Origin of the sequence: Xiashengella succiniciproducens, from assembly GCF_023674465.1 — a bacterium.
GTDB classification, from domain to species: Bacteria; Bacteroidota; Bacteroidia; order Bacteroidales; family Marinilabiliaceae; genus Geofilum; species Geofilum succiniciproducens.
Genome location: NZ_CP098400.1, coordinates 1,582,262 through 1,606,567 on the forward strand (window position 1 = coordinate 1,582,262; position 24,306 = coordinate 1,606,567).

Genomic DNA, 24,306 nt, shown 5'->3' on the forward strand with positions numbered 1-24,306 from the left:
AGCAGTGATATGAAGATCAGATACATTTCTCTTAGGTACTCAGCCTTATTTGTGTTGTTGGTTTGTTTCGGAAGTCTATCAGCTCAACGTGAAGACAAAAGTTTCGACAATTTTCAGGTTGCGTGGCAGCTGATTACCAACTTCTATGTAGATAGTGTTAACAAGGAAGAGCTTTCCAGGATTGCTATTGAGGCAATTCTCAACAAACTGGATCCTCATTCAATCTTGATACCGGCAGAGGAAGTGGCGGCTATGAATGAGCCTCTGGATGGCAATTTTGAGGGTATTGGGATAGAATTTGCCATAGTTGAAGATACCTTGACAGTCTTGTCAGCAGTTAGTGGAGGTCCTTCAGAGAAGGCCGGCATAGCTGCCGGGGACAGGATTGTGGCAGTTGATGGTAAAAGCATTGCTGCAATAGGGCTGAAAAATTCTGAGGTTCAAAAACTACTAAGAGGGAAAAAAGGAAGCGAAGTTGTATTATCGGTTTACCGAAAAGGCCAGCCGGGAATGAGGAATGTTAGTGTTATCAGAGACAAGATACCTATCAATAGTGTAGAAGCTGCCTATATGGCTGGCGAGGAGACCGGTTATATTAAGATAAACCGTTTTGCAGCCAACACACATAAGGAGTTTTGTGATGCTGTAAAAAAGCTTAAGAGTGAGGGAATGGATAACCTTATTCTGGATCTTCGCGGAAATGGTGGCGGATACTTAAAAGCGGCATTGGATATTGTAGACGAGTTTCTTGGCAACAACAGATTAATACTTTATACCGAGGGTAAATCAGTATCAAAAAAGAACTATTACTCCACACGTAACGGACTTTGGCAAAAGGGAAATCTGATTTTGTTACTTGATGAAGGTTCTGCTTCTGCCTCTGAGATAGTTGCTGGAGCAATCCAGGACTGGGACAGGGGTATAGTGGTTGGCCGTAGAAGTTACGGAAAAGGTCTGGTGCAACGTCCCTTTACACTTCCTGACGGATCTGAGATTCGTTTGACAATAGCAAATTATTATACACCTTCAGGTCGAAGTATTCAGAAACCCTATTCTAATGGAATTAAAGAGTATCGTTCAGAAATAAATGAACGCTACTCTTCAGGTGAGTTATTGACCAAGGACAGCATTCATGTAAATGATGCAGCTTATTACGAAACGCTTGTAATGAAAAGGGCTGTCTATGGTGGAGGAGGCATAGTACCTGATGTCTTTGTTCCGATAGACACTACTAAATATAGTGAGTATTACAATAAGCTACTTTCATCGGGAGCTATCCGACAATATGCAGTTCAGTATTGGGACTCCAACAGATACAAACTGGAGGCCTCCTATCCGGATTTTAAAGCGTTCAGAGATAAGTTTGAAGTAGATCAGGCTATGATTGATGAACTTGAAAGGGAGGCTGCTATCATGGGTATAGGTGCTGATCCTGAAGGTCTTGAAATATCTGGTGAACTTATAAGAGCCATGCTTAAAGCGCAGATTGCACGGAATATATGGGGATTAAATGCGTATTATGAGATTATTAATCCTACTATGTCAGTATATAATAAAGCATTGGATTTGATGGGGGTCCGTAATCTGTTTTCAGCGATTGATAAATACTAGTACTAATTTTTATAACTTTACGACACCCGTTTGAATACTTTCAAACGGGTGTTTTTTGTTTTCAGAGAGTGCCCTGTCTTTAGTTACTGAAAATTGAATTGCAATGATGACCTGGTTATCGGAAAATTGGATAGAACTTGCGGGTACATTGTTTGCCCTTATCTACTTGTTTCTTTCTATTCGGGAGAATCTTTTTCTTTGGGTAGCAGGCTTTTTGTCGGCACTGTTTTTTGCAGTGCTTTTATATCAGAGTCGTCTGTATGCAGATATGGGATTGCAGGTATATTACCTTTGGGTCAGCATCTATGGCTGGATACATTGGAGGAGCGGGAAAACCAAAGGAACAGATGAATCAGGAGTAATACCAACAATCAGTCTTAAATCCATGCAGTGGTTTGTTTACATTGGTGTTATAGTCCTAATAGGGGCATTATTATATCTATTGCTAAAAACAGTACCAGCTCTGCTTGCGATGTCGGCATCTGATATGCCTGATGTGCCGATGCTGGATTCGATAAAAACTGCAGGAAGTATTGTTGCAACCTGGATGCTTGCAAGAAAAATACTGGAACACTGGTTGTTTTGGATAGTTTTGGATGTCTTTTCTACTGGGATATATCTCTACAAAGGACTGTATTTGGCTGCAGGATTATTTATAGTATATTGCGTAATGGCAGTAGTAGGATATATCAGGTGGAAAAGGAATATGTCCCAACAGTCAGCCGTTTGCTGAAATGAAAAGAATAGTCATTACAGGACCTGAGGCATCAGGCAAGACAACACTTACTGAAAAGCTGGCAGCACACTACAGATGCCCGGGAATAACGGAGTATGCAAGAGATTATGTATACAGACTAAAAAGACCCTATACTTTTGAAGACGTTGAAACAATTGCCAGAAGGCAATTGTTTGTTTTTCGAAATATAGAGAGATATAGCCACGAAAGAGCTTCGATTGCTATTTTTGATACTTTTCTTATTATTACCAAGCTATGGTTTGAAGAAGTGTATTTCTGTTGTCCTCAATGGATAGACAGAGCCCTATGGGAAAACAAACCTGATATAGTATTGCTGTGTAAACCAGACCTGCCATGGATAGATGATGGAGTAAGGGAAAACGGACACAGGAGGGAATACTTCTTCGACAGGTATAGAAAGGAGCTTGAATACTATGGCATAAGATACAGTATTATTGAAGGGCAGGGGAGCGATAGAATATTTAATGCACAGAAAGCAATAGATCAACTAAACTGAATAGAGATGAGCAAATTCGAGTATCCCCAAGAGATTAAAAGGACTATCGAAGCTTTGTCAAAAGCTGAATCATTCAAGGCCGTGTGGCATAGACAGAACCCGGATCAGCCAATGCCATCAGTTGCTGAGATGAGGGCCTTAGTAGACTTGATGCGGGAGATTTTGTTTCCGGGTTATTTCGGCAGTTCATCGACAAGGCCAGATAGTGTAAAGTACTATATAGGTGTTAATGTTGAGAGGCTTTATGACAAGCTAAGACATCAGATATATGCCGGACTATGTTTTGGATGTGGAGATCCGGACAGTATGGATTCAGACAAGGCAAAGGCCAGGGCTGCAGAACTCAGTGTGAAGTTTATCGAGCAACTTCCTGAGATTCGTCAGGTACTTGCAACAGATGTAGAAGCAGCCTTCCTTGGCGATCCGGCTGCACAAAGCAGGGAAGAAGTGATCTTCTGCTATCCAGCGATCAGGGCTATTACCAATTACAGAATAGCACATGCGTTGTATGAGTTGAAAGTTCCCTTGCTGCCCAGGATTATCACTGAGATGGCACATTCTGAAACTGGTATTGATATCCATCCGAGAGCAAGGATTGGTCACAGTTTTACTATCGATCACGGAACTGGAGTAGTAATTGGAGCGACCTCTATTATAGGCAACAATGTTAAGATATACCAGGGGGTTACCCTTGGAGCAAAGAGCTTTCCACTGGATGAGCAGGGCAACCCAATAAAAGGTATTGAACGTCACCCGATAGTAGAGGATAATGTAATAATCTATGCTCAGGCTACAATCCTTGGAAGAATTACTATTGGTGCAAATTCAGTTATTGGGGGTAATGTATGGATTACATCAGATGTTGCGCCCAACAGTAAGGTTGTACAGGAAAGATATCGTTTTGGAGGATTTGTCTGGGGGGATGGCATTTAGTTTACTTCAATTTACGCACTGTTCGTCTTTGTATGCAGCACATTAGCCAAATAATGCCGTTTTTTGGAACGGATTTATCGAAATGGAGCGATATTCGGTTTCTGAAATTGGATTACGGTGTAAGAAAATTTTTATATTTGTTTGCAACTATGCTAAAGTTCTAAGATGGGATTCGACATCGATAAATGGTATCTGCGAAAGCTGCAAGGTGAGATAATAGTGAGATACATGGGGGACATTACTCCGGATAAGATCACTGAAATTCTCGAAGTAATCGAGTCGAATCTTAATCTTAAAAAAGTAAATAATCAAACCAGGAAAAAGGTATACAATGTATTTGTCGAGTGCATTCAAAACCTTTTCCATCATGTTGACGTACCTCCGGATAATACAATTAAGGCAGGTCAACGTTTTGGTGTGATTATTCTTGCCAGGGATAATTATTTTTATCGTGTATCGACCGGGAATTTTATCCATTTTTCTAAGGTCAATACTATCCGCGACAGGATAGACCAAATCAACTCACTGTCGGACGAAGAATTGAGAAGTCTGTACAGGGAAATACTTGGAAATGAGGGGATATCTTTTAAGGGCGGAGGTGGCCTGGGAATGCTTGATATGGTACGAAAGACCGGGAATAAACTTGAGTACTCGATATATCCGCATGACAAGGACTTTGTTTTTTTCGCTATTGATGTCTATATTAGTTAATAATTAGGTTTAGTACCGTTATGGAAACAATTATTCGTGAAGGGACCCCAAAAACGCCTTACGTCAAATTAGACGGTGAGAAGGGATTGATCGAAATCAAAGGTCGTTCAATTCCTGAAAATTCTGTAGAGTTTTACAAGCCTCTGATTGACTGGTTAGACAAATATGGTAATGTTCCTTTAGAGGTTACTAACGTGAATATCCAACTGGAATACTTTAATACCAGCTCATCTAAATGTATACTAGACATTTTTAAGAAGCTCGAATTAATATATAAGAAGGGTAGCAAGGTTCAGATTAACTGGTATTATGAGGAGGATGATGAGGATATGTTTGAAGCCGGAGAAGATTACCAGTCTATTATAGACATTCCATTCTCTATGATAGAGATGGAGGACTAGAGCTGACTTTCTGAAAGCTCTTTTCTTGCCCTAATCCTTTTGCCGTAGTTCAGTAGTTTTCTAAAGACTTCGAAGTATAGCAGGATAAACAACAATACGTTGTATATCCAAATGACTGTCAGGTTTACTGTGTATGTGTTGATTTTATTGTTACTCAAACGTTTGACAGGTGCAAGGAAGTGAGCTTTCAGAAATGGATGTTCAGGTTCTGTATAAATGGGATCGAACTTCTTAATTATCTCATCATCAAGAACCACTATTCTACTCATAAACATATCGTTGGTTCTCCTCAGAAAACGCTCCAGATTATCATTGTGATATTCTTCCTTCAACTTTATAAGATACTCAGGACCATATTCTGTTATCAGCCTTCTCTTTTCAGATTCCATTAGTTCGTCAGCCCTATTATAAAGGTTGATATAGAAAGTCTTATAGACATCGAGTGTATTCCTTACAGTACGAATAACTGAAGTATCAAAAGGTTCAGTCCCCAGGTTCAGAGGATTAATTTGTGAGGCGGATTGGTAGATCCGCCTGTTATGCTTTTCTATTTCGTTACGTACCAGACTTTCAATTCTCAGCTTTTCACTTTCCTCAACTAAAGTGGACCACTTTGTCATCTGGTTGTTAAGCTCTGGTATCCAGTAATCTTTCCTGAATGTTGCTTCACTTTTAAGCTTTTCAAATACAGCGAAATGCTTATGATAGGCATTATCCATGTGCTGCTTCACAGCAAGTGCTTCAAATGCCCATCGGGCAGTAATAAGCTCCCCATACCATGGGATTTGCTTCTGCGAAGAAATCCTTGGGTTCAACTGGTCGTAGTTTACAAATACCCCACTGATAATCAGTTGGGGAATAATCAGAAATGGAATAAGTATATATACATTCACTGATTTATTTAAAGCATCAGATACATTAAGTCCAAGCAGGTTGGCAAATACCGCTGATGAAAACAATACAAACCAATATATTACACCCATGTCCTTGATGCCCATAATTGTGTTACCGATAAGAACAAACAGGGCTGTCTGAATTGCTGATATTGCAGCCAGTATAATAAACTTTGAACTGAGGTAACTAAAGCGACTCAGGTTGAGGAATGATTCCCGTCTCAACAGCTTTCTGTCTGAAATAATCTCTTCAGCACTCACTGTCAGTCCGATAAAGATAGAGATTATAACTGCAAGAATAATGTATACAGTAAGGTTGGGGTTTTGACTGAAGATATACCCCCGGCTTCCGGCACCAATATCAAAATACAGTATTAAAGAAGACAAAATAAAGGCCAGAAGTGGAGATTCCAGGAAATTTATAAGCACATATTGCCTGTTAGACAGCTTTGCCAGCACGTCCCTGGTTATAAATACCCATAATTGGTTTAGCCTGTTGGGAATCTTGAAGCTGACTTCAGGGAGCTTTTGTGGTACCTGAACATGCTCGCTTGCATCTGTCTGCTGCGTCTTATGTTTCCGGATATACAGGTCATACCACTCATCGGCATCAACTTTCCTGTCTCCCGTAGGATTACCATATTCATCAAGTACATTGCTGTTTACAATGGTCAGAATCTGTTCCGGACTTACATTACCACACAAAGGACACTCGCTTTCCTCCTTGTTTACATGGTTTACGCATTCCTTGAAATAGTTGATAGCTTCAACAGGTTCACCATCATAAATCATGCGCCCACCGGTATCAAGAACCAGGAGCTGATCAAACATCTTGAATATCTCTGAAGAAGGTTGGTGGATTACTACAAAGATCAGCTTTCCCTTTAAGGAAAGTTCCTTGAGTAAGTCCATTATATTTTCGGAGTCCCTCGATGACAGTCCCGATGTGGGCTCATCCATAAACATTACAGCCGGTTCCCTAATCAATTCAAGGGCGATATTCAAGCGCTTGCGCTGACCACCACTAATCTTTTTGTTGAGGGGATTACCCACCTTCATATTCCTGATCTCATAAAGTCCAAGACTCTTGAGCAGGAGATCTACCTTTCGGCTTAGATTGGGTTTGGAAATATGGGCAAAACACAGTTTTGCATTGTAGTAAAGATTTTGATATACAGTGAGATCCTCAATCAGGAGATCATCCTGAGCTACATATCCGATCAGACCTTTTACCTTCTCAGGGTGGTTGTAAATATCAACACCATTAATCTTTACCGAACCGTTTTCCGGTTTTAGCATACCGGTGAGCAGGCTTATAAGGGTGGTCTTACCTGAACCTGAGTCTCCCATTATTCCAACAAGATTACCCGAACCTGAAGAGAAGCTCATTCTTCGTATGCCTGCATTACTCTTGTCATACATGAAGGAGATATCCTTTACCTCGAAGAGAATAGGATCCTTATGCTTACTCTTGTAAAACTGGTTGGCTATTGTTGTATAGGTCAGTGGTGCAAGTCGACGATGGCGTAGGGAACTTCCCTGGCGCATAAAGTAGACCTTACCGGGTTGAATCAATTGCCCGTTTAGCGTAAGAGCACTTGCCTTTCGGGCTTTAAGCAACATCAGGTTGCCCGAACTCAGATTAAGAACCCTTAACTCATTTTGAAGGTGCTCAAGATAATAATAGCCACTTTTGTCTTTGTCGCCCGGTTCACCGCTAATTATCAACAGGTTGCTTCCCGGAATCTGACTCTTGAAGTTGTCCGTAATAAAAGCGAATATCTCAAGATATTCGCTGCTATTAATATTGAAGGTTGCCGAGATGGTATTTGCAAATTCCGTCTCAACGCTAGACATTCCATGCCTTCCGCTGTTGAAAAATTCAAGCAGCTGGATTAATACAACAAGCTTCTGATAATAGTTGAGTTCCTCGTTAATGGAAGTGGCTATTTTAAGAACCTTAACTGAACTGGCAGCATGCCTTTTCCTCAGTTTTGAGGGTTCACTAAGGCGCATCTCCTGTTCATGAACAAAGGAGTCATACATTGCAAGATACTCTTCAACCTTCTGACTGTTTAGCTGTTGTGACAGATAATTGCGCACAACATCGCGTCTGTGTTCTTCATTCTGGTTAGGAGAAGAAACCAGAGCAAACAGTTGCATTAAGGCCTTTAGTATCTCTTCACTCATCTTGTTTTGAAGCCAAGAAGCATTATGGCAATGCCCGATTCGGCAATTTCATTATTAAGGCGGGCTTCAATGATACATTCCATAGAACCCTCCACTTTGAAGTCCCAAGATCCGGGAGTACCGTAATCACTGTTTCTGAACAATAGATTACGGTTAGTGTCATACAGCGAGAACTCGACAAGACCTGGAGTGTGGCTACACATTACTATACGGTAAGTGTTACCGTCGAAAAGGGTGGTTCTGAATTCAGCCACTTCTTCCCCTATAAGTAATGCCTTTGCAGTCTTGTCTCCAACCACATACGTAGGTCCAAATTCGGTAAGACAATCACCTATTATCGTATCTTCCTGGGAATTCAATCCTGCAGGCAGGATCAGAAATATTATTACCAGAAGCTTAAGAATTGGGAACCTGTTACTCATCCTTTGCTGGTTTTAAAATCTACGTATTTAAACGCCTTGACTCAAATTTATTCAAATGATTCCACAATATAACAATCTTATTGTTTTTTTTGCCAATAATATCTCAGCAAAAATCAGCCTGGAGGCAAACTTTGTTGACTTCAAGGCATACTTTCTTTCCATCCTCTCATAAACTAGTATTTCAGAATTGTTGTGCTTAAGGCGTTGGCATATAGTTCGTTAATGACAAATTGGTCAGTTTGTGCCAGCAGTAGTGCGTCAAAATGGCGTGAACATTGGTGTTTTTGCTGACATTATGGCCTATATGCGCTTGTGGTTCTGGATTTGTTACCATCAATACGAGCAAAAAAAAGTGACATGAATCTGAATCAATTTACTATAAAATCGCAGGATGCTATTCAGCATGCGATAGAAATAGCATCCGGTTCAAACCGCCAGGCGGTTGAACCAGGACACCTGCTAAGTGCATTGATCAGCACTGAGGAAAGTCTTATGGATTTCCTGTTCCGTAAAACAGGAATTGGCAATATCAATCCTATACTGGATAAGATATTGGAATCCTATCCAAGAGTCAGTGGAGGTGAACCATTTCTAAGTCGTGATACCAGTGATGCCTTGCAAAGAGCTGTCGCAAAGGCAAGAGAAATGGGGGATACCTATGCCTCCATTGAACATATTGTCCTTGGAATACTTGGAGGAAAGGATTCTGTAGCCAAAATGCTGAAAGATGCAGGAGGCAATGAGTCTGCCATGCTCAAAGCAATTGAGCAACTTCGTAAAGGAAGTCGTGCAGACAGTCCTACTGCCGAGGACAGATATAACGCGTTGAACAGGTTTGCTATCAACCTAAATGACAGGGCACGTTCCGGGAAACTTGATCCGGTGATTGGAAGGGACGAGGAGATCAGGCGGGTTTTGCAAATCCTGTCAAGGAGAACCAAGAACAACCCTATACTGCTAGGGGAACCAGGTGTGGGTAAAACTGCTATTGCTGAGGGTCTGGCTCACAGAATAGTTAACGGAGACGTGCCGGAAAACCTGAAAACCAAGGAGATTTACTCTCTGGATATGGGAGCCCTTATTGCTGGTGCCAAGTACAAGGGAGAGTTTGAGGAAAGACTTAAAGCCGTAGTAAGAGAAGTAATCAACAGTGAAGGACAGGTTATCCTCTTTATTGATGAAATCCATACCTTGGTTGGAGCCGGTAAGAGTGAGGGAGCCATGGATGCTGCAAATATATTGAAACCGGCTTTGGCAAGGGGCGAACTTCGTGCAATAGGAGCTACAACCTTAAATGAGTATCAGAAATATTTCGAAAAGGATAAAGCACTAGAACGTCGTTTCCAAATAGTGATGGTTGATGAGCCTGATGTGCTTTCGTCAATATCAATACTACGTGGACTTAAGGAAAGATATGAGAACCACCATAAGGTTAGGATTAGGGATGAAGCGGTGATTGCTGCAGTGGAACTATCCAAAAGGTATATTTCTGACAGATACCTGCCTGATAAGGCGATAGATCTTATGGATGAGGCAGCTTCCCGACTGAGACTTGAGATGAATTCAGTGCCTGAAGAAATTGATGAAGCCGAACGCAATATCAAACAGCTTGAAATAGAGCGGGAAGCCCTTAAACGAGAGGGAAATACCGAAAAAATTCAGGCCCTGTCTAAGGATATTGCAGAACTCAGGGAAAGGTGTTCTGCAATGCGTTCTAAATGGGAGGAAGAAAAGTCCGTTATCGAAGGCATTCAAAAGCTGAAGTCAGACATAGAGACCTATAAGTTTGAAGCTCAGAAAGCCGAGAGGGAAGGACTCTATGATAAGGTAGCCGAACTAAGATATGGTAAGATCAGGAATGCCGAGACAGAGATTGAAAACCTGAAAAAGAAACTTACTGAAAAGCAGGCTGACAATCCTATGGTAAAGGAAGAGGTTGATGCAGAAGATATCGCTCAGGTTGTCAGTAAGTGGACCGGTATTCCGGTAAGCAGGATGCTAAAGAGTGAAAGGCAGAAGCTGCTTCAGATAGAGGATGAACTGCACAAACGTGTTGTTGGTCAGCATGAAGCAGTATCTGCCGTGGCAAATGCAGTGAGACGCTCAAGGGCAGGTCTTCAGGATGCAAAACGTCCTATAGGTTCCTTTATCTTCCTTGGTACTACCGGTGTAGGAAAGAGTGAGCTAGCCAAAGCCCTGGCTGCCTTCCTGTTTGATGATGAGAACCTGATGACTCGTATCGATATGTCCGAGTATCAGGAAAGACACTCTGTCTCCAGACTTGTAGGAGCTCCTCCAGGCTATATTGGCTATGATGAAGGTGGTCAGCTTACAGAAGCTGTCAGGAGAAAGCCATACTCAGTAATACTGCTTGATGAGATCGAAAAGGCCCATCCTGATGTATTTAACATACTGCTTCAGGTACTGGATGACGGACGCTTGACTGATAATAAGGGCAGGACAGTGGACTTCAAGAATACGATTGTTATAATGACATCCAACATAGGGTCCTCAATCCTACAAAATAGCCTTGAAGCAAGCGAAGGAAAGGGAGTAAGTCCGGAAGCCCATCGTCAGGTAAGGGAACTGCTTAAAGGAACAATTTCACCTGAGTTTCTAAACAGGATTGATGAGATAATAATCTTTGACCCCTTGACAGAAGACGAAATTGTTGAAGTAACCAGACTGCAGCTTGACAGGGTAAAAAAGATGCTGGCTGCACAGGGTTTCGAATTTAATGTTAGCGAAGGAGCACTTAGATGGTTAGCAAAGATGGGGTTTGATCCAATTTATGGAGCAAGACCTATAAAAAGGGCAATCCAAACCCATCTTGTAAACAAGCTGGCTGAAATGCTTCTTGCCGGTAAGCTGGATAAGGAAAAACCGATATTGATAAATGCAGGTGATGAAGGACTAGAATTTTCTGTTAATTAACTTGGTTTGATAAAAATAATTATTTGCTGAAATCGAATACCTTATCCAGTTTCATAAGGCTAAGCAAGCTAAAAACTTCCTTGTTAACATTAGCCAGCTGGAAATTGCCGTTATTTTCACGAGCTGCTTTAAGTGCTGAAATCAACACCCCAATCCCTGTACTGTCAATAAAGCGGATGTTTTGAAAATCTAAAACCAGATTGTACCCGCAATTGACCAACTGTTCAGATAATTGCTCCTTTATTGTAGCAGCAATAGTCACATTCAGTCTATCTGTCCCCTCAATAGTTGATCGCCAAAGATTATCGCCAACTCTTTCTGTTTTTAACATGACAATTATTTTTCTAATAAACTTCTTAGTTCATTGCATGCAATATTGCACTTCAACTCAAATCTCTGAATGATTGTCTTCATAACCTCAATATCCTTGTTTTGCTCGACCCACTCGATCTTTTCATCAGGATAACTATCGAGATTATATCTTAACACCCTTAACTCCTCCTCTTCCTTCTCATTAAGACTATCGGTGCTTGTCAATTCATCAATCCTGAAGCTCTTTGCTATCAGCTCAAGGTTTTTTAGGTCAACATTCCCAAGGTTGTTCATTCCCATTGAAACAACTGAAGATTTGGCTTTATGTGCTATACCAGCCAATGCACGCCAGTCTTTCTGTTCAAGACCATTCCTTAACCCCTCAGTAAATTCAGGAATCTGATCAATAAATATATTAATCAGCTCCTCAATTATCTCTTTATCTCCATCAGCAATGCTTTCAAGATAGGTGAGGTCAACTTCCTTAAATTCCAATGACATGTTGCTGGCGTTTAACATTCTTTATACAAAAGTAAAGCAAATCCGGAACAATGCAACAATCGTTGAAAAATTCGACAATTTGCTTACCTTTAAACCACAAAAATAATACATTCGTTGAATTATTCTCCTAATAATAGTGAAAAAGCATTTAATATTTTAATACATTTTTTTCTTTCTTTTGACTGATTTGATATGCAGAAGACGGTTTTATATGACAGACATATAGCACTCGGGGCAAAAATGACCGAATTTGCAGGTTTTACAATGCCGGTTGAGTATACAGGAATTAACGCAGAACATATGGCAGTTAGGGAAGCAGCAGGTATGTTTGATGTTTCCCACATGGGTGAATTCAGAGTAAGAGGTAAAAATGCTCTGGCATTTTTACAACATATATGCAGCAATGATATCTCACAATTGAAACCAGGCAGGGCGCAATACAACTGCCTTCCAAATGAAAGCGGAGGGATAGTCGACGACCTGATAGTCTATATGATTGCCGAAAATGATTATCTGGCTGTTGTAAATGCAGGAAATATTGAAAAAGATTGGAACTGGTTTGAAAGTCACAATAAGGTAGGAGCAGAACTTGAAAATGCAAGCAATGACTATGCATTGCTTGCAGTTCAGGGCCCTCGTGCAACCTCCATCCTACAGAGAATCAGTTCTCCGGATTTGTCATCAATTCCATATTATTCCTTTGCATTCGGAAACCTAAATGGAATAGATAATGTGATCTTTTCAAATACTGGTTATACAGGTTCCGGGGGATTCGAGCTTTATCTTAAGACAGAAGATGCCAGCAAGGCCTGGGATATGATACTGGATGCCGGTAAGCCTGAAGGCTTGATACCGGCAGGACTGGGTGCCAGGGATACCCTACGTCTTGAAATGGGATTCTGCCTGTATGGCAATGATATTAGTGATACTACATCGCCTCTGGAAGGAGGATTGGCCTGGATTACCAAGTTTGTGTCAGGTAAGGACTTCATAGGCAGAGGCGCTCTTGAATATCAGAAGGCCAAAGGTGTCGACCGCAGACTGAAAGGTTTTGTTCTTGAAGAAAGGGGCATACCCCGTACTCACTATGAATTGGTTGATGAGCATGGTGAGCAGATAGGTGAGGTCACATCGGGAACTATGTCCCCCATACTTAGAAAGGGTATAGGATTGGGGTACCTGAAACGAGGATACTGGGACGACGGTAGTGTGATTTATGTCAATATCAGGGGCAAACTGCTTCGTGCTGTTGTTACAAAAACACCGTTCATTTAGACAGTTACACCCCTGGTTTGGGCAGTCCAACTGCATTCAAATTGAAGTCAGATATTACTTATTTGTGATTTTTTATTTCCGTAGATATCTTTTTTATTTCAGTTTGTAACAACGGAAATATAATTTGTTTTAATTTTGTGCCCTCAACCAGAGATACTACAACCTAATACAAAAGTTCTCATGAAGAAACACAATTTTTCTGCCGGGCCGTCAGTCCTACCTGAATTTACAATAAAGAAGACTGCTGAAGCAGTATTGGATTTTGCCGGAACCGGATTGTCAGTGATGGAGGTATCGCACCGTGACAAGGAGTTTATGGCTGTTATGGATCAGGCAAGGGATCTGTTCAAGGAAATACTTGATATTCCATCGGGATATGAAGTTGTCTTCCTTGGTGGAGGTGCAAGCATGCAGTTCTGTATGGTTCCATACAACCTACTCAACAAGAAGGCAGCATATCTTAACACAGGTACATGGGCATCGAAAGCTTTGAAAGAAGCTAAATTCTTCGGTGAGGTTGTTGAAGTAGCATCATCAAAAGACGAGAATTTCTCTTACATACCCAAGAACTATGAAGTTCCAGCCGATGCGGATTATTTCCATATCACAACCAACAACACCATTTTTGGTACCGAGATACGCAAGGATTTGGATGTAAAAGTTCCCCTTGTAGCAGATATGTCTTCGGATATATTCTCTCGTCCGGTTGACGTGTCAAAGTATGCTATCATCTATGGCGGTGCTCAGAAGAATCTGGCTCCTGCAGGTGTTACCTTTGCCGTTATAAGGGAAGATGTACTTGGTAAAGTTGATCGTCCAATTCCAACAATGCTGAACTACAAGACTCATATAGAGAACGGTTCAATGTTTAATACACCTCCGGTACTGCCAGTATTTGCAGCATTGCAAACACTTATCTGGCTGAAGGAACAAGGCGGTGTAAAGGAAATGGAAAAGCGCAATATCAGGAAGGCCACAATGCTTTACGATGAGATTGAACGTAACAAACTGTTCAAATCTACCGTGAAGTACGAAGAAGACCGCTCAATAATGAACATCTGCTTCGTGATGGCTGACGAGTACAAAGAACTTGAAGCTGACTTCAGGACTTTTGCTTCTTCCCGTGGCATGGTAGGTATCAAGGGACACCGTTCGGTTGGCGGTTTCAGGGCCTCGTGCTACAATGCCCTCCCCGAAGAAAGTGTTAAAGCCTTGATAGATACAATGAGAGAATTTGAAAAGAATCATTAAAAAATATATATTTGAAGGCTTCTAAAAGGGAGGATATGAGGGATAACCGCAGCCTCCCTTTTCTGTTTAATTTTTGGTTGGTTCAATTACAGGTAATAAAACGGAAATAATGAAAAAAATACTGGTAGCAACAGAAAAGCCCTTTTCAAAAGTTGCCGTAGACAAGATTCGGGCCGTTGTAGAAGGCTCGGGAAACCAACTTGTACTTTGTGAGAAGTATAAGACAGAAGAAGAACTGCTTGCAGCTGTAGCAGACGTTGATGCACTTATTATCAGGTCGGATATTGTCAATGACCGTGTAGTCGAGGCTGCCAAGAATCTTAAGATCGTTGTTCGTGCCGGTGCTGGTTATGACAATGTTGATCTTCAGGCATGTAGTGCAAAGGGTATTGTAGTTATGAATACCCCGGGTCAAAACGCCAATGCAGTTGCCGAACTTGTATTTGGTCTGCTTATATTCTCATTACGCAAGCACTTTAATGGTAGTTCCGGATCTGAATTGCGTGGAAATAATATTGGTATCCATGCTTATGGTAACATAGGTCGCTATGTTGCAAAGATTGCAGCCGGTTTTGGAATGAACGTTTACGCCTATGACCCCTTTGTTCCTGCTGAACAGATGAAGGAAGAAGGAGTTATTCCTGTTTCAAGTGTTGAGGAGCTATACAAAACCTGTCGTATAGTATCTTTGCATATTCCTGCTACTGAGCAGACTAAGAGGTCTGTTAACAAGGCTTTGTTGTCACTTATGCCGGAAGGTGCAATACTTGTAAATACAGCACGTAAGGAAGTAATCAATGAAGAGGAATTGGTGGAAGTAATGGAAAAACGCCCTGATTTCATTTACCTGTCGGACATTGTTCCAGGAAATGTGGACCATTTCAAGGGTGAGTTTGAAGGTCGTTATTTCTTTACCGCCAAGAAGATGGGAGCCCAGACCGAAGAGGCTAATGTCAACGCCGGTGTTGCTGCAGCTAATCAAATTGTTAAGTATTTTGCAACAGGGGACGAGACTTTCAGAGTTAATCCCTGATATTTTACTGATTACTTAGACTAAACCCAATACTATGGCAATAGTAAAGCCTTTTAAAGGTTTGCGTCCGCCTGCAGATATTGCAAAAGACCTGTCCTGTCTGCCTTATGATGTAATGAATTCAAAGGAGGCGGCACAGATGGCAGCTGGAAAACCATGTTCTCTGCTTCATATCACCAGATCGGAAATTGATTGCAGAGAAGGTATAGATATCCATTCATCTGAAGTGTACGAGAAGTCAGTAGAAAACTTCGGCTCCTTTATTGAAAAAGGATGGCTTGTTCAGGATGATGAAGAGCATTACTATATCTATGCTCAGACTATGAACGGTCGCACACAATATGGAATTGTCGGTTGTGCTGCCTGCAAGGATTATTTTGACGGTGTAATCAAAAAGCATGAGCTTACAAGGCCCGACAAGGAAGATGACCGTATGGTACATATTCGTGTCAACAATGCTAATCTAGAGCCCGTATTCTTTTCATATAAGACAGTTCCTGAGATTGATCAGATTGTTGATAATATTGTCAAAAATCAGGCACCTGAATATGACTTTGTTACTGAGGATGGTTTCGGTCATCAATTTTGGGTAGTCCGGGAAAAGGAGACAAACCAAAGAATTGAGAAACTTTTTGCCGAGAAAGTACCCTGTACCTACGTTGCTGACGGGCACCATCGTACTGCTGCAGCATCCAGAATAGGTAAAGAGAAGATGGATTCTAATCCTCATCATACAGGAGATGAGGAATACAACTTCTTCATGGCAGTGCACTTCCCTGATAACCAGCTGGCTATTATTGATTACAACAGGGTAGTAAGGGATCTCAACGGTCTTGGTGAGACTGATTTCATGCTCGCATTGGGACGTTATTTTGAGGTTTCCCTTATGGGAACCGAAATATACAAGCCACAGGCCCTGCATGAGTTCGGTATGTATATATCCGGTAAATGGTACAAGCTTATTGCCAGAAAGGGGACTTATGATGATGAGGATCCAATCGGAGGACTAGATGTAACAATTCTTTCTAAGCAAGTATTCGACAAGATACTTGGCATCACTGACCTGAGAACTACTGACAGGGTTGACTTTGTTGGTGGTATCCGGGGGCTGGGAGAACTAAAGAGAAGGGTGGACTCAGGTGAGATGAAAGTTGCCTTTGCGCTCTATCCGGTCTCGATGCAACAGCTTATAAGAATTGCAGACAGTGGCAATATAATGCCGCCAAAAACAACGTGGTTTGAACCAAAACTAAGATCAGGTCTGGTTATTCACCTTTTGTCCTGATTTGTTTCATATATTTCCCTGAATAGGGAGAAAGGCCCGTATCCCGGGTCTTTCTTGTTTGAATTAGGTAATTTTGAAAGGAGGAAGAAATGCTTGCGGAAAATTTTGATTTTGTGAAAAGGGATATCCCGGGGCATGTCAAACTGATTGCCGTTTCAAAGACCCATCCTGCTGAGACTGTCAGGGAGGCATATGATTTAGGTCAGAGAGTTTTCGGCGAGAACAAGGTTCAGGAACTTGTATCCAAGGCAGAGCAACTGCCTTCGGATATTGAATGGCATATGATTGGACATATGCAGTCCAATAAGATCAAATACATATCCCGTTTTGTTAGTCTAATTCATGGTGTAGACTCTGAAGGCCTGCTTCACAAGATCAACAATGAAGGGAGGAAGATAAACAGGGTGATTCCCTGTCTGCTTCAGGTATACATTGCAGAGGAGGAGACCAAGTTTGGTTTTTCACCGGAAGAGCTTCGCATACTGCATGGAGAGGGGGTGACTAGTGAACTGCCTTTTGTTGAAATATGCGGTTTGATGGGAATGGCAACGTTTACAGATGATTTTAATCAGGTAAGGAAGGAGTTCAGATTATTATATTCGCTTTTCACAGAACTCAAGGCAGGCTACTACAAGGATAAGCCATCTTTCAGGGAGATTAGTATGGGTATGTCGAATGACTACAAAATTGCAATTGAAGAGGGCAGCACTATGGTGAGAATTGGAAGCGCCTTGTTTGGAGATCGAAATTATTCAAAGTAAATTACGTCCCGGAAACCTGAACCAACTGGTTCAGGTATGACCGGATCTAAATAATAGATTATGGCAAAACTAGAAACCACTTATTTGGGATTAAAACTAAAGAATCCCGTAATAGTAGGAAGCTCAGGTCTTACAATAAGCCTTGACAAAATCAGGAAGTTTGAAGAAGCAGGTGCTGGTGCAGTGGTATTGAAGTCTTTGTTTGAAGAACAGATTACACACGAGATCGATCATGCGATATATCAGGGTGCAGGTATGGACTATCCTGAAGCCGTAGATTATGTTAAGAACTATGCGCGTAATCACAGAGTGTCTGAATATCTTGAGTTGATCAGGCAGGCAAAGGCTGAGACAAATATTCCTATTATAGCCAGTATCAATTGCTATTCATCTGACGAGTGGACAGATTTTGCCCAACAGATAGAAAGGGCAGGAGCAGATGCACTTGAGCTTAATCTGTTTATTATAAATACTGACAAAAATAGTAATGCCTCTACATACGAGGATGTTTACTACAGAATTGCAAGTACAGTTACACAGGTGGTTTCAATACCTGTATCCATGAAACTAGGATATTATTTCTCAAATCTGGTTGCAGTAGTTGACAAACTATCTGTATGTGGGGCAAAAGGAGTAGTTTTGTTTAATCGCTTCTATGAGCCTGATATAGATGTGAATAACCTGACGATTACTACGGCGAATGTGTTGAGTTCATCTTCAGATATCAGTCGTTCGCTAAGATGGACGGCCATCGTAAGTGATAAGGTGAGGAATATAGATATTTCTGCATCAACAGGAGTACATGATGGGGATTCAGTTATAAAGCTTTTATTGGCTGGTGCTACAACAGTTCAGGTATGCTCTGCATTATACAAGAAGGGACCCGAGCTGATAACTGAAATGATAGGAAGACTTCAGACCTGGATGGACGCAAAGGGCTTTGACAGTATTGAAAGGTTCAGAGGACTTATGTCTTATGCAAAAATGCAGAACCCGGCAGTATATGAGAGAGTGCAGTTTATGAAGCACTTCTCTAAGTATGAATAATATTAAAACGGTAAGTGTGTGGGATTTGTGTGAAAATTTATGAAGAACCGTTTGTCATAAATAAATTTCTTTGGTTAAATTGCTTATCTAAAACAGGCATGATATGAAACAAAGTTTCCTGAAATCCCATTTAGCTGTTCTTTTACTGATACTGCTTGCAATTTCATGGGGGTGCACCTGCCAGCAGCAGAAAAAAGATGGTGCAGATGAAGAAGGTATTGTTGGTTCTGTTACGATAGATAAACAGTTGTTGGATGATTTCAATAAGTCCAAGCTGATATTCTATTCATTACCTTCGCCATTGGAAACAGCTATGCTTATTAAGCGGTCCGGTGCGGGGTATAATACTGACCTGCTTAATGATTACACAAGCACTACCAGATACAATACCAATCTTAAGATGGCGCTGAATCTTGGTGTTTTTAGCACGGATATGAGCTATTCAAGTCTTTTTGATCAGACTCAGAGTACTCTTAACTTTATGGGAGCTGCCCGTCAGCTTGCTGAGAAGTTGGGTGTCCTTGAGGCTATTGATGAAGAAGTAATCCGTCAGCTTGAAGAAAACATGAACAACAGGGATGTTGTGATGGATATAATATCCGAGACATTTATGAACTCCAATGCCTATCTTGTTGAACAGGACAGGCCAGCAATAGCTGTGATGGTTTTAGTTGGTGGATGGGTTGAAGGTCTTTATATTGCCACACAGCTGACCAATGGTTCATTGGAATCTAATCCCGAACTTATAGATCGTATAGTATATCAGAAATTGTCCTTGGAAACGGTTCTTAGTTTGCTTGAATCACACAAGACCAACCCTGACATTAGTTTTCTGATTGAAAGAATGAATGAGCTCAAAGTGATCTTTGATGAGATCAGGATTGTTACAGTTTCTGACGTTGAAGCAGAAACCCATCCCGAGCAAAAGATGACTATTCTGAAATCGGAAGCGGAAACCTTTATAACAAAAGATACGCTTAACAGGCTGTTGGATAAGATTCGTGAAATCAGAACTGAGTTTATATCATGATATATGAAAATGCCGGATTGCTAAGAAAATCTATGCTTTTGCGACTTCTTGGCTTAACTTTAGTACTTTCAATAGCATTTATAGAGCCCTCTCAGGCTCAATGCATAAGTTTTGCCCGTAATGTCGTAAAGCCCCTTCTTGATCCTTATATCCATGATGGTAACTATAATGCTACCTATATGGAAGAAGGTGAAAGCGCTGAGCTTTACAAGACTTTTTTCAAGGGGGAAAGCTACAGATTGGTGGTGAAAGGAGTTGATGACCTGCCTCAGGTACATATTCGTCTACTTGACGACCAGCGCAATATTATTTTTGACAACGCAAATCACAACTTTGTGAACGTATGGAACTTTGCGGCTGAAAACACAGGTACGATGATAGTCCATATTAGTATTCCTGAAAAGGAAGGTGGTGGTAAAATTGTTGGAGGGTGTGTTGCAATACTCTTTGGAGTAGAAAACAAACGGCGCTGATTAATTGAAATAATCTTACCAAAAAAAGACCTCTGCTGAGGTCTTTTTTTGTAGTATTTCTTAAGTATGTGCTGCTTTAATATGCGGGTTTCAATTCACTTAAGATAAGGGGCAAGGTACATGCCCGTATATGACTCTTTTATCTTGAGCAGATCTTCAGGACGTCCCTCAAATACGAGATGACCTCCTTTATCTCCTCCCTCCGGACCAAGATCTATGATATAGTCGGCCATCTTGATAACTTCCATATTATGTTCCACAACTACTATGGTGTGCCCCCTTGCTATCAGGTCTGCAAAGGCTTTCAACAGTTTCGCTATATCATGGAAGTGCAAACCTGTTGTAGGCTCATCAAATATGAACATAGTAGGAGAGCTCTTCTCCATTGAAAGGAAGGAAGCAAGTTTGATACGCTGGCTCTCGCCACCACTTAGGGTACTTGACGACTGTCCCATCTTGACGTAGCCCAGGCCAACATCCACCAATGGCTGAAGGCGATTTACAACCCTCTGGGCAGTTGTACCTTCACTTCCTCTGAAGAATTCTATAGCTTCATCTATGGTCATCTCAAGAATATCCGATACATTCTTACCCCTATGAGTGATTTCAAGAATTTCGGGTTTGAACCTTTTGCCACCGCAACTCTCGCACTTAAGTACAAGGTCGGACATAAACTGCATCTCAACCTTGATAGTACCTTCACCCTGGCATTCATCACAACGACCTCCGTCGATATTGAATGAGAAATGTGAGGGTTTCAACCCTTCCTGTTTTGCTTGTTTCTCATCCGACATCAACTTCCTTATCTCATCCCAGGCCTTTAGATAGGTGGCAGGATTAGAACGACTTGACTTACCAATGGGGTTCTGATCAACCATCTCGACGTCGCTTATCTGGTCAATCGAACCCCTAAGCTTGTCAAATACACCAGTCTTATCAGCAAAGCCACCTTTTAACTTTTTCAGGGCAGGGTAGAGGATGCTTTTTACTAGAGAGGACTTGCCTGAACCGCTAACACCTGTTACAACAGTCAAAACATTAAGTGGAAACTTAACCGTAATCCCTTTAAGGTTGTTTTCACGGGCTCCTGCCACTTCGATACAGGAAGTAAAGGCCCTTCTCCTTGTGGGCAGGGCTATTTTCTCTTTCCCGGTAAGGTATTGGGTTGTGAGACTTTCAGGAACTGATGAAAGCCTGGAGAACTCGCCCTGATAGACTACCTGACCTCCAAATTGTCCGGCACCAGGACCTATGTCTATTATTTCGTCACACGCCCTGATAATATCCTCATCATGTTCTACAACAACAAGTGTGTTGCCCAGTTTTTGCAGGTCTCTGAGTACTTGAATTAGTTTTTCCGTATCCCTTGAATGAAGACCAATACTTGGTTCATCGAGAATGTATAGCGAACCAACCAGACTGCTTCCAAGTGAGGTAGCAAGATTGATTCTCTGGCTTTCCCCTCCTGAAAGTGTCGAACTAAGCCTATTAAGTGTCAGATAGCCTAAGCCCACACGGTTTAAGAAGTCCAGCCTGCTGCGTATCTCTATCATAATCCGTTCTGCTACGGCCTTTTCATGATCGTTGAGTTCAAGACTGAAAAAGAGCTCGTAAAGTTTTGATACAGGCATTACTACAAGATCACTGATGCTATAGCCTGCTACTATTACCCATGAGGCCTCCTTCCGCAGACGGGTTCCCTTACATTCAGGACACTTGGTTTTACCCCTGTATCTGGCAAGCATTACTCGATTCTGAATCTTGTACAGTTTCTCCTCGAGATGCTTAAAAAAGTCATTGATACCATGGAAGTACCTGTTTCCATCCCATAAAAGCTGCCTTTGCTCTTCTGTTAGTTCACCGTAGGGCGTATGTACCGGGAAGCCAAATTTGTGAGCATTTTGTATTAGGAGGTTCTTCCATTCACTTAGTTTTTCTCCCTTCCAGCATGCAATTGCATCCTCATATACAGACAGACTCTTGTCGGGTACTACCAGATCTTCATCTATTCCTATCACACTTCCGAATCCCTCGCAAGTGGGACAGGCTCCTACAGGATTATTAAAGGCAAAAAGATTTTCGCTCGGTTCCTCAAAGGTGATACCGTCAGCTTCAAACCTATTTGAAAAGCTATAGGTACTTGCCTCATTCCCATCATAAACCTTTACCATCGCCTCTCCAAAACCTTCGTAGAAGGCGGTCTGTACAGAGTCTGCAATTCGGGATGTATTGTCCCTGTCGCCATGACTTACCGCAATACGGTCAACCACAAGACTTATCTCAGCATTTTTCAGGGAAGCAGTTTGGTCTTTTTCCAATACGTCACTTATTGCAACCACACCATCACTTGTTGAAATACGACTGAATCCCTGCTTATTGAGAATAGCCAGGTGTTCCTTTAGTGTCCTTCCCTCAGGTACATGCAGGGGAGCCAGGATTTCTGCCCTGGTGCCTTCCTTGTAGGAGTTTATAAAATTGACGACATCTGTAACCCTGTGACGCTTAACCTCAGTTCCCGAAACAGGTGAATATGTCTTGCCAATCCTGGCATAGAGTAGTTTTAGATAATCATATATTTCCGTTGATGTACCTACAGTAGATCTTGGATTACGTGTGTTGACCTTTTGCTCTATTGCAATTGCCGGGGGAATACCCTTAATGTAGTCAACCTCCGGCTTGTCAATGCGTCCAAGAAATTGGCGGGCATAAGCACTAAGGCTTTCAACATAGCGACGTTGACCCTCGGCATATAGGGTATCAAAAGCAAGGGAGCTCTTACCTGAGCCTGAAACACCTGTAATAACAGTGAATTTATTGCGCGCTATATTGACTGAGATATTCTTTAGATTATGTACCCGTACACCCTTTAAGAGAATATGTGACTGGGCGTTGACTTTCTGAGAGGCCATAATTGAATCCTTTTTTCAATTGAAATGCAAAGATACCAAAGAATAAGCAGTGGGGGATTTAAGTGTATGGACAAAGCATAGTATCATCTGTTAAAAAAATGAAATTTTTTTTGGTATTATTGACATTATTTTGTTTATTCGTCTTCGTAAACCATAAAAATCAAAATGCCTATCGGAACACCTGTACAAGTTTCTAATAAATTAGGGTATGACAGATATTTTGATGCTGTCGGACGAAGAACTTGTAAAAGGTTTCGTTTCCGGTGAAAAGAAGTGTTTTGACGTATTATTGGAACGTCACAAGCAAAGGGTTTACTCATACATTATCATGATGGTCCGCAAGCAGGAGCTTGCGGAAGATCTTTTCCAGGACACTTTCCTAAAAGTATATAATACGCTAATCGAAGGCCGATATTCTGAGTCCGGTCGTTTCGTCTCATGGGTTTTGCGCATAGCACATAACCTTGTAATTGATCATTACAGGCGTCAGAAGCATTTCCCGGTAATTTACAATGACGACTGTTCCAAAGACATGTTCAACAGTACCAGGTTTGCTGATCGCACCATCGAGGAGGAAATCGTATTTGAAGAGGCCCTGAAAGATGTTGGTGACCTGGTTGAAAGACTTCCAGACAATCAGAAGGAGGTTGTTGTTATGCGTCACTATCTTGGACTGAGCTTTAAGGAGATTGCTGAGGAGACCAATGTCAGCATTAATACAGCATTGGGACGAATGCGTTATGCTCTTATTAATCTCAGAAAGATGATGGAAGAGCGCAATGCAGGGCTTGTTCAGCAGGCATAAAATTTTCTCGGATTTTTTTTGGGGTAATACACTATTTGATTCGTTTTGTCGTTCGTAGTGTATAGCCCCAAGACTATGGATAATTTTTACTCTAGACGAATTAGCATTGCTCATCTGAACAAAAAAGGCAGAAAGCTTAGAGCTTTGTTCCTTAAGCTGACTGACGAGGAACTCAAATCAATGTTCCCGGCACCACCTCAGAAACTTGTTGATGAGATCCGGAAAAAGACCATATTTCGGGATAGCATTCATTCCTTTTTAAACTAATCCGCTCAT

22 protein-coding genes are annotated in these 24,306 nt (G+C 41.4%); 17 read left to right on the plus strand and 5 right to left on the minus strand.

Features of this window, described 5'->3' with window-relative positions; genetic code table 11:
- Positions 1-9: 9 nt before the first annotated feature.
- From M9189_RS06675 to M9189_RS06700, 6 genes are all read left to right on the plus strand, one after another.
- A complete protein-coding gene (locus M9189_RS06675; protein ID WP_250721910.1) occupies positions 10-1,611 on the plus strand; it encodes a S41 family peptidase in 1,602 nt (533 codons plus the stop codon).
- Positions 1,612-1,714: 103 nt separating this feature from the next.
- On the plus strand, positions 1,715-2,344 hold the full coding sequence (gene pnuC, locus M9189_RS06680; RefSeq protein ID WP_250721911.1) for a nicotinamide riboside transporter PnuC: 630 nt from the start codon (positions 1,715-1,717) through the stop codon (positions 2,342-2,344).
- A gap of 1 nt (position 2,345) precedes the next feature.
- Positions 2,346-2,864 (plus strand): AAA family ATPase, encoded by a 519-nt coding sequence (locus tag M9189_RS06685; RefSeq protein ID WP_250721912.1) that lies wholly within the window; start codon positions 2,346-2,348, stop codon positions 2,862-2,864.
- A gap of 6 nt (positions 2,865-2,870) precedes the next feature.
- Entirely contained in the window at positions 2,871-3,797 is a 927-nt protein-coding gene (epsC, locus tag M9189_RS06690) for a serine O-acetyltransferase EpsC (RefSeq protein WP_250721913.1), read from the plus strand.
- 165 nt (positions 3,798-3,962) lie between these two features.
- Positions 3,963-4,508, plus strand: coding sequence for a SiaB family protein kinase (locus M9189_RS06695; protein ID WP_250721914.1), 546 nt, complete (start codon positions 3,963-3,965; stop codon positions 4,506-4,508).
- Positions 4,509-4,528: 20 nt separating this feature from the next.
- A complete protein-coding gene (locus tag M9189_RS06700) occupies positions 4,529-4,909 on the plus strand; it encodes a DUF1987 domain-containing protein (protein WP_256469208.1) in 381 nt (126 codons plus the stop codon).
- On the opposite strand, the gene M9189_RS06705 is transcribed toward M9189_RS06700, so the two are convergent.
- Together M9189_RS06705 and M9189_RS06710 are read right to left on the minus strand one after the other, a co-directional pair.
- On the minus strand, positions 4,906-7,992 hold the full coding sequence (locus M9189_RS06705; RefSeq protein ID WP_250721916.1) for an ATP-binding cassette domain-containing protein: 3,087 nt from the start codon (positions 7,990-7,992) through the stop codon (positions 4,906-4,908). The genes M9189_RS06700 and M9189_RS06705 overlap by 4 nt on opposite strands.
- A complete protein-coding gene (locus M9189_RS06710) occupies positions 7,989-8,414 on the minus strand; it encodes a hypothetical protein (protein WP_250721917.1) in 426 nt (141 codons plus the stop codon). The genes M9189_RS06705 and M9189_RS06710 overlap by 4 nt, the downstream gene beginning before the upstream one ends.
- Before the next feature lie 357 nt (positions 8,415-8,771).
- On the opposite strand from M9189_RS06710, the gene clpB reads away from it, so the two are divergent.
- The gene (clpB, locus tag M9189_RS06715) at positions 8,772-11,348 is read left to right on the plus strand and encodes an ATP-dependent chaperone ClpB (RefSeq protein ID WP_250721918.1); all 2,577 of its coding nucleotides are present in this window, start codon (positions 8,772-8,774) and stop codon (positions 11,346-11,348) included.
- A 19-nt stretch (positions 11,349-11,367) separates the two neighbouring features.
- Here the strand turns inward: clpB and M9189_RS06720 are convergent, their stop codons facing one another.
- Positions 11,368-11,679 carry an STAS domain-containing protein gene (locus M9189_RS06720; protein WP_250721919.1) on the minus strand — a complete coding sequence of 104 codons (312 nt, stop codon included), beginning with the start codon at positions 11,677-11,679 and terminating at the stop codon, positions 11,368-11,370.
- Between the two features lie 5 nt (positions 11,680-11,684).
- Positions 11,685-12,161 (minus strand): Hpt domain-containing protein, encoded by a 477-nt coding sequence (locus tag M9189_RS06725; RefSeq protein WP_250721920.1) that lies wholly within the window; start codon positions 12,159-12,161, stop codon positions 11,685-11,687.
- Between the two features lie 192 nt (positions 12,162-12,353).
- On the opposite strand from M9189_RS06725, the gene gcvT reads away from it, so the two are divergent.
- The 8 genes from gcvT (at position 12,354) to M9189_RS06765 (ending at position 20,316) form a co-directional block, all read left to right on the plus strand.
- Positions 12,354-13,436, plus strand: a complete 1,083-nt coding sequence (gcvT, locus tag M9189_RS06730; RefSeq protein ID WP_250721921.1) for a glycine cleavage system aminomethyltransferase GcvT — start codon at positions 12,354-12,356, stop codon at positions 13,434-13,436.
- A 180-nt stretch (positions 13,437-13,616) separates the two neighbouring features.
- Positions 13,617-14,687 carry a 3-phosphoserine/phosphohydroxythreonine transaminase gene (gene serC, locus M9189_RS06735; RefSeq protein WP_250721922.1) on the plus strand — a complete coding sequence of 357 codons (1,071 nt, stop codon included), beginning with the start codon at positions 13,617-13,619 and terminating at the stop codon, positions 14,685-14,687.
- 109 nt (positions 14,688-14,796) lie between these two features.
- Positions 14,797-15,720, plus strand: coding sequence for an NAD(P)-dependent oxidoreductase (locus M9189_RS06740; RefSeq protein WP_250721923.1), 924 nt, complete (start codon positions 14,797-14,799; stop codon positions 15,718-15,720).
- Positions 15,721-15,754: 34 nt separating this feature from the next.
- Complete coding sequence (locus M9189_RS06745; RefSeq protein WP_250721924.1) at positions 15,755-17,005, plus strand: DUF1015 domain-containing protein; 1,251 nt, start codon at positions 15,755-15,757, stop codon at positions 17,003-17,005.
- Between the two features lie 89 nt (positions 17,006-17,094).
- Positions 17,095-17,766, plus strand: a complete 672-nt coding sequence (locus tag M9189_RS06750) for a YggS family pyridoxal phosphate-dependent enzyme (RefSeq protein WP_256469210.1) — start codon at positions 17,095-17,097, stop codon at positions 17,764-17,766.
- 60 nt (positions 17,767-17,826) lie between these two features.
- Positions 17,827-18,813, plus strand: coding sequence for a dihydroorotate dehydrogenase-like protein (locus M9189_RS06755; protein ID WP_250721926.1), 987 nt, complete (start codon positions 17,827-17,829; stop codon positions 18,811-18,813).
- 103 nt (positions 18,814-18,916) lie between these two features.
- Positions 18,917-19,843, plus strand: a complete 927-nt coding sequence (locus tag M9189_RS06760) for a hypothetical protein (protein ID WP_250721927.1) — start codon at positions 18,917-18,919, stop codon at positions 19,841-19,843.
- Positions 19,840-20,316 (plus strand): hypothetical protein, encoded by a 477-nt coding sequence (locus M9189_RS06765; protein ID WP_250721928.1) that lies wholly within the window; start codon positions 19,840-19,842, stop codon positions 20,314-20,316. Before M9189_RS06760 ends, M9189_RS06765 begins: the two co-directional genes overlap by 4 nt.
- Before the next feature lie 95 nt (positions 20,317-20,411).
- On the opposite strand, the gene uvrA is transcribed toward M9189_RS06765, so the two are convergent.
- The gene (uvrA, locus tag M9189_RS06770; RefSeq protein WP_250721929.1) at positions 20,412-23,225 is read right to left on the minus strand and encodes an excinuclease ABC subunit UvrA; all 2,814 of its coding nucleotides are present in this window, start codon (positions 23,223-23,225) and stop codon (positions 20,412-20,414) included.
- 208 nt (positions 23,226-23,433) lie between these two features.
- Here uvrA and M9189_RS06775 point away from each other — a divergent pair, with 208 nt between their 5' ends.
- Both M9189_RS06775 and M9189_RS06780 read left to right on the plus strand, forming a co-directional pair.
- On the plus strand, positions 23,434-24,030 hold the full coding sequence (locus tag M9189_RS06775) for an RNA polymerase sigma factor (protein WP_250721930.1): 597 nt from the start codon (positions 23,434-23,436) through the stop codon (positions 24,028-24,030).
- A 75-nt stretch (positions 24,031-24,105) separates the two neighbouring features.
- Entirely contained in the window at positions 24,106-24,297 is a 192-nt protein-coding gene (locus M9189_RS06780; protein WP_250721931.1) for a hypothetical protein, read from the plus strand.
- Positions 24,298-24,306 lie beyond the last annotated feature (9 nt).

Excerpts from the sequence above, each read along its gene's own strand:
- M9189_RS06675 (WP_250721910.1), top strand. The coding sequence starts at position 10 with ATGAAGATCAGATACATTTCTCTTAGGTACTCAGCCTTATTTGTGTTG.
- pnuC (WP_250721911.1), top strand. The coding sequence starts at position 1,715 with ATGATGACCTGGTTATCGGAAAATTGGATAGAACTTGCGGGTACATTG.
- M9189_RS06685 (WP_250721912.1), top strand. The coding sequence starts at position 2,346 with ATGAAAAGAATAGTCATTACAGGACCTGAGGCATCAGGCAAGACAACA.
- epsC (WP_250721913.1), top strand. The coding sequence starts at position 2,871 with ATGAGCAAATTCGAGTATCCCCAAGAGATTAAAAGGACTATCGAAGCT.
- M9189_RS06695 (WP_250721914.1), top strand. The coding sequence starts at position 3,963 with ATGGGATTCGACATCGATAAATGGTATCTGCGAAAGCTGCAAGGTGAG.
- M9189_RS06700 (WP_256469208.1), top strand. The coding sequence starts at position 4,529 with ATGGAAACAATTATTCGTGAAGGGACCCCAAAAACGCCTTACGTCAAA.
- M9189_RS06705 (WP_250721916.1), bottom strand. The coding sequence starts at position 7,992 with ATGAGTGAAGAGATACTAAAGGCCTTAATGCAACTGTTTGCTCTGGTT.
- M9189_RS06710 (WP_250721917.1), bottom strand. The coding sequence starts at position 8,414 with ATGAGTAACAGGTTCCCAATTCTTAAGCTTCTGGTAATAATATTTCTG.
- clpB (WP_250721918.1), top strand. The coding sequence starts at position 8,772 with ATGAATCTGAATCAATTTACTATAAAATCGCAGGATGCTATTCAGCAT.
- M9189_RS06720 (WP_250721919.1), bottom strand. The coding sequence starts at position 11,679 with ATGTTAAAAACAGAAAGAGTTGGCGATAATCTTTGGCGATCAACTATT.
- M9189_RS06725 (WP_250721920.1), bottom strand. The coding sequence starts at position 12,161 with ATGTCATTGGAATTTAAGGAAGTTGACCTCACCTATCTTGAAAGCATT.
- gcvT (WP_250721921.1), top strand. The coding sequence starts at position 12,354 with ATGCAGAAGACGGTTTTATATGACAGACATATAGCACTCGGGGCAAAA.
- serC (WP_250721922.1), top strand. The coding sequence starts at position 13,617 with ATGAAGAAACACAATTTTTCTGCCGGGCCGTCAGTCCTACCTGAATTT.
- M9189_RS06740 (WP_250721923.1), top strand. The coding sequence starts at position 14,797 with ATGAAAAAAATACTGGTAGCAACAGAAAAGCCCTTTTCAAAAGTTGCC.
- M9189_RS06745 (WP_250721924.1), top strand. The coding sequence starts at position 15,755 with ATGGCAATAGTAAAGCCTTTTAAAGGTTTGCGTCCGCCTGCAGATATT.
- M9189_RS06750 (WP_256469210.1), top strand. The coding sequence starts at position 17,095 with ATGCTTGCGGAAAATTTTGATTTTGTGAAAAGGGATATCCCGGGGCAT.
- M9189_RS06755 (WP_250721926.1), top strand. The coding sequence starts at position 17,827 with ATGGCAAAACTAGAAACCACTTATTTGGGATTAAAACTAAAGAATCCC.
- M9189_RS06760 (WP_250721927.1), top strand. The coding sequence starts at position 18,917 with ATGAAACAAAGTTTCCTGAAATCCCATTTAGCTGTTCTTTTACTGATA.
- M9189_RS06765 (WP_250721928.1), top strand. The coding sequence starts at position 19,840 with ATGATATATGAAAATGCCGGATTGCTAAGAAAATCTATGCTTTTGCGA.
- uvrA (WP_250721929.1), bottom strand. The coding sequence starts at position 23,225 with ATGGCCTCTCAGAAAGTCAACGCCCAGTCACATATTCTCTTAAAGGGT.
- M9189_RS06775 (WP_250721930.1), top strand. The coding sequence starts at position 23,434 with ATGACAGATATTTTGATGCTGTCGGACGAAGAACTTGTAAAAGGTTTC.
- M9189_RS06780 (WP_250721931.1), top strand. The coding sequence starts at position 24,106 with ATGGATAATTTTTACTCTAGACGAATTAGCATTGCTCATCTGAACAAA.